The 3,787-nt window shown below is 61.5% G+C and carries 5 protein-coding genes; all 5 read left to right on the top strand.

The genetic code is table 11. The features are described from left to right. Nucleotides 1-507 precede the first annotated feature (507 nt). A complete protein-coding gene (locus RI554_10815; protein ID MDR9392507.1) occupies nucleotides 508-1,083 on the top strand; it encodes a hypothetical protein in 576 nt (191 codons plus the stop codon). A gap of 65 nt (nucleotides 1,084-1,148) precedes the next feature. Continuing rightward, complete coding sequence (locus RI554_10810; GenBank protein MDR9392506.1) at nucleotides 1,149-1,712, top strand: hypothetical protein; 564 nt, start codon at nucleotides 1,149-1,151, stop codon at nucleotides 1,710-1,712. A 72-nt stretch (nucleotides 1,713-1,784) separates the two neighbouring features. Further along, nucleotides 1,785-2,327 carry a hypothetical protein gene (locus RI554_10805; GenBank protein ID MDR9392505.1) on the top strand — a complete coding sequence of 181 codons (543 nt, stop codon included), beginning with the start codon at nucleotides 1,785-1,787 and terminating at the stop codon, nucleotides 2,325-2,327. Between the two features lie 103 nt (nucleotides 2,328-2,430). Beyond that, nucleotides 2,431-3,000 (top strand): hypothetical protein, encoded by a 570-nt coding sequence (locus RI554_10800; GenBank protein MDR9392504.1) that lies wholly within the window; start codon nucleotides 2,431-2,433, stop codon nucleotides 2,998-3,000. Between the two features lie 107 nt (nucleotides 3,001-3,107). Beyond that, on the top strand, nucleotides 3,108-3,787 hold a 680-nt coding region (locus RI554_10795; GenBank protein ID MDR9392503.1), incomplete at its 3' end, for a hypothetical protein.

Below are 3,787 nucleotides of genomic sequence, written 5' to 3'. Positions count from 1 at the left end.
CCTACGGCGGCGTCGCCCTCGAACCGCAACGCTTCCCCGGCCCGGCGTTCCTCGACCACCCGTTCGGGGCGCACCTCGACGGCGGGTCGGGGTACCGGTCGGAGGTCGTGTACCGATTCACGTCGAGGTGAGGTGTATGTGGGGGTGGCACCGAGCGCGCCATCGACCCATTCAGCTTCTGTTGGGCCGCGAGGCCTGGTGACGCGTACCGCCTCTCGGTTGGCCCCCGCGTCCGCGAGGTACGAAGCCCCTGCCTGTGTTCTGGCGTCGTCGGTCGTATGAACTTGGTCGTGTGCGGGCCTCGAGCACGACGAAACGTGTACTTCGTATCGGGTGTCGTACGGGGTGGAACGCGCTCGCACTGCTCTTGCCGAGACCGGTGTCACGGACTTGATGGCTGGGCCGTAGAGTGCACCCGATAACGAACGAATAACGGCCCGCCCCTACCCTCGTCTATATGGCGTTGTTGAGATTCACGAGCGAACGCCGAAAAGGAGGTGGAGTGGCATGCACGCACCACGATCGGTGCTGACGCTAAGTATGGCGCTTTTCGTATCGGGCGCGTCAATGGCCTGGGCGCAGGTGTCGGCATCGGACACGACACAGTTGGACGTCGGTTTTACCTACGTAAGCACGATCGTCGCGCCCGGTTCCACAAGCTTGGCCATGGACGGCGTCGATGCTGACGGGGAACAAGATTTAGCCAATCAGACGGTTCAATACTCCTTCGCTACCTCGCAGTCGGACCTGAAAGTTCGGGTGTTAAAGGTCGGGGTCTCCACGACGGATACCACCTCGCCAGTCGACACCTTCTTCTACGATCCGAACGATTCACAGAACTCTCTTCGACTCGGTGTCGTGAAGGCAGATGGTTCTTTCGAGCCTCTTTGGGATGCATCGAATTGGTTGGACGTGACCCTTGACGGAAATGACGGTTCAACCGGCGTTTTCTCGTCCGTTTCGAACAACGAGGTCGGTGAGTTCGTCCAGGATATGACGTACCGGTTGAAGCGCACGGGTGCAGGGCCAGCCCAAAACATCACGACCGATATCGAACTTCAATTCACGGTGTCGGACCCATGATGCCGGCTGGACTGACGCCACGCGGCCCCGATGAGTGTGCGCCACGCGGGCGCCACCATGGCGCTTTGTCGTGGATTGGTTTGGTCAGCGTCGTTCTTTCGCTCGTGGGCTTCGCACATGCCCAGTCTTCGGAGTCGGACGTTCAAGTCGTATCGATCGACTACGACCTCGGGAACAACGTCGTTGCGCCTGACACGCTGACCTTGAGCATGACGAACGTCTCCCCCGAGACCGTGGAGACGGCCTCCGTGCCGCTTGAGTACACGTTGGCGACAGCGACCGCGACCGTCTACGCGGACATCACGTCTGTCGACGGTGCGTCGACGGAAACGAATTCCCCGGCCGACGTCGGCCTCGCCGATCCTGCGCTCTCAGGGACGCAGTTGCGCGATTCCAGGCTCGAGCTCATCGTTGGACAACCTGGGGGGCGCGACATTCGCTTGAACGACGAAGATACGTGGTATCCGGTGGCGATCGACGACGACGGCGTCTCGATCCTGAGTAACTACGGACAGGCGTCCACGCATCAGGAAGACATTTTCTTTGCGCTGAGGAGACCGGATTTCGGGCCGGGTGAGAATCTGGAAACGACCATCGTCGTCACGTTCACCGTACAGGAAGGAAACTGAATGATGACTCAACGCCTTGACCGATCGCGCCGTGGCGGTCGAACTGGAGCACGGGCCGAGCGGAGGTTGGGTGTGTTGCTGCTCCTCGTGCCCCTCGCACTCAGCGTGACCATGGCGCAAACCTTCTCCGCGTCGGACACGCAGACCGTGTCCGTGGGCTACACCCTCGGAAACAACGTCGATGCACCGGCGGGACCCATTGCGATCAGCATCACGAACGTGTCGACCCCGAGCACACCTTCGACGGACGAGCAGACGATTGAGTACACGTTCGCGACGTCCGGAACGGATTTGCGGGCCGAAATCACCAAGGTTGGCGATACCGACATCACGACCGGTACGACTTCGCCCCAAACTGTAGGCCTTGCAGCCGACGCGAACAACTACTTCAGCGTCGGGATTGGAAACGGCTCAATCTCCTCGTTCAATAACGGTGAGGACTTTGTTGAGGTGAACGTTGACACCGACGCGACGTCCGACATCTTGGACAACTACGGTCAGTCCGCGACCCACAACGAGAGCATCCGGTTCTACTTGACTCGGACGGGAACGGGACCGGGCGACAATTTTGACGAGCCTGTCGAAATCACGTTCACCGTTGCGGACGGGTCGTGACCGTATGCGGTTCGATCAAGCATCGTCTTGTTTCGTCGGCAGGCGCGCAGCGCATCGTTCGACGGCGTGGAGGTACGGGATGTACGTAGCGGGCGGAAACGTCGTGCGCAGTCTGGTCGTCGCTCTGTTCGCTGCCGTCAGCTCTGGGCTGGCGCTTGCACAGGTCTCGGCGACGGACAGCACGGAGTTGAACGTCACGTTTGAATACGTGAGCACGATTGAGGCCCCGCCCGCCACGTCTCTCAGCCTGGACGGCGTGGACGCTGATGGGTACGCGAGAGTCTTCGTCGGGACCGTGACGTTTGCCTTTGCGACGTCGAGCTCCGACGTCAGGGCTGAAGTCATCAGCGTCGATGGGACCGACGTATCCACCATCTCGCCGAGCGACACCGTCTTCGTTGCGGACGCCAGCAACTACTTGGAGCTCGGTGTAGCGAAAAACGGAGCAAATGCTTCGTCGGACAACACGCCGTTTTGGAATGGTGAGGAGTTCAAGACGGTGTCGATCGTTGGAAACGATGGAACTGGTGCGATCGACGCCGGCAGCAGCATCACGAACGAAGTCGGGCAGTTCACGGAAAACGTGAACTACTACCTCAAGCAAGTCGGTTCGGGGCCGACGCAAGGCATCTCGACCGACGTCGAAATTCGCTACACCGTCTCCGATCCGTGATCGTTCCGACCGGTACGCGTTCCAACGTCTGGCCTGGCCCGACATGGGGTTGTGGCAGGGCTCGAGAGCGTGCAGCGGAGGCGAGCTTTCGTCGGAGCCGGACACGGATGCTTCGCTCGGTTGTTTTACCGGTCGTCGGCCTTGGTCTGGCTGCGTGCGCCCATGCGAACATCGCCATTCCTGGAAGCCTGACGGAGACCGTCCAACTGGAGGTGGGGGACACCTACGAGGGGGCCGTCACGGTGACGAACGCCACCAATGAGGTCCAACGGGTCGACGTCCGAATCCTCGATCGTCAGCCGGCACCGCAACGCCGATTCGTCGAGCCTGGAAGCGTGGAGGCGTCGGCCGCTCCGTTCCTCGTGCCGGAAGCGACCGAGTTCGTCCTGGCCCCGCAAGAGCGTCGGCAGTTTCGGTACCAGATCGTCGTCCCCGAGGACTTTCAGGGCGACGCCGGCAGTTATTGGACCACGCTGATGTTCGAGCCCTTCGGACAGGTCGGAGATGTGGGTGACACGCAGGGGGCCGCGATCGTGTCCAAGATGCGGATCGCGTACGGAGTCATCGTTCACCTCGGCGACCCGCCCGCAGGAGGCATCGAGATTCGTGATGTTCGACGCATCGTGGGTGAGGATGCGGACGATCCAGCGGCGGTGGAAGAAGACGCGGACGTGGCTCCCCTGGTCCTGGGTGCCACGTTCTCGGTCGCGGGGTCGAAGGTCGTCGAGCGGTTCTTGCCGGCCTGCTTGGCGGCTTGCTTTTGCACCTCCGGATCGACCGGTGCCGG

The organism is Trueperaceae bacterium, from assembly GCA_031581195.1.
GTDB lineage: Bacteria > Deinococcota > Deinococci > Deinococcales > Trueperaceae > SLSQ01.
This window is presented reverse-complemented; position numbering and strand designations above follow the sequence as displayed.

What these genes read in the sequence shown, in the direction of transcription:
- RI554_10815 (MDR9392507.1), top strand. Translation starts at nt 508, where the DNA reads ATGCACGCACCACGATCGGTGCTGACGCTAAGTATGGCGCTTTTCGTA.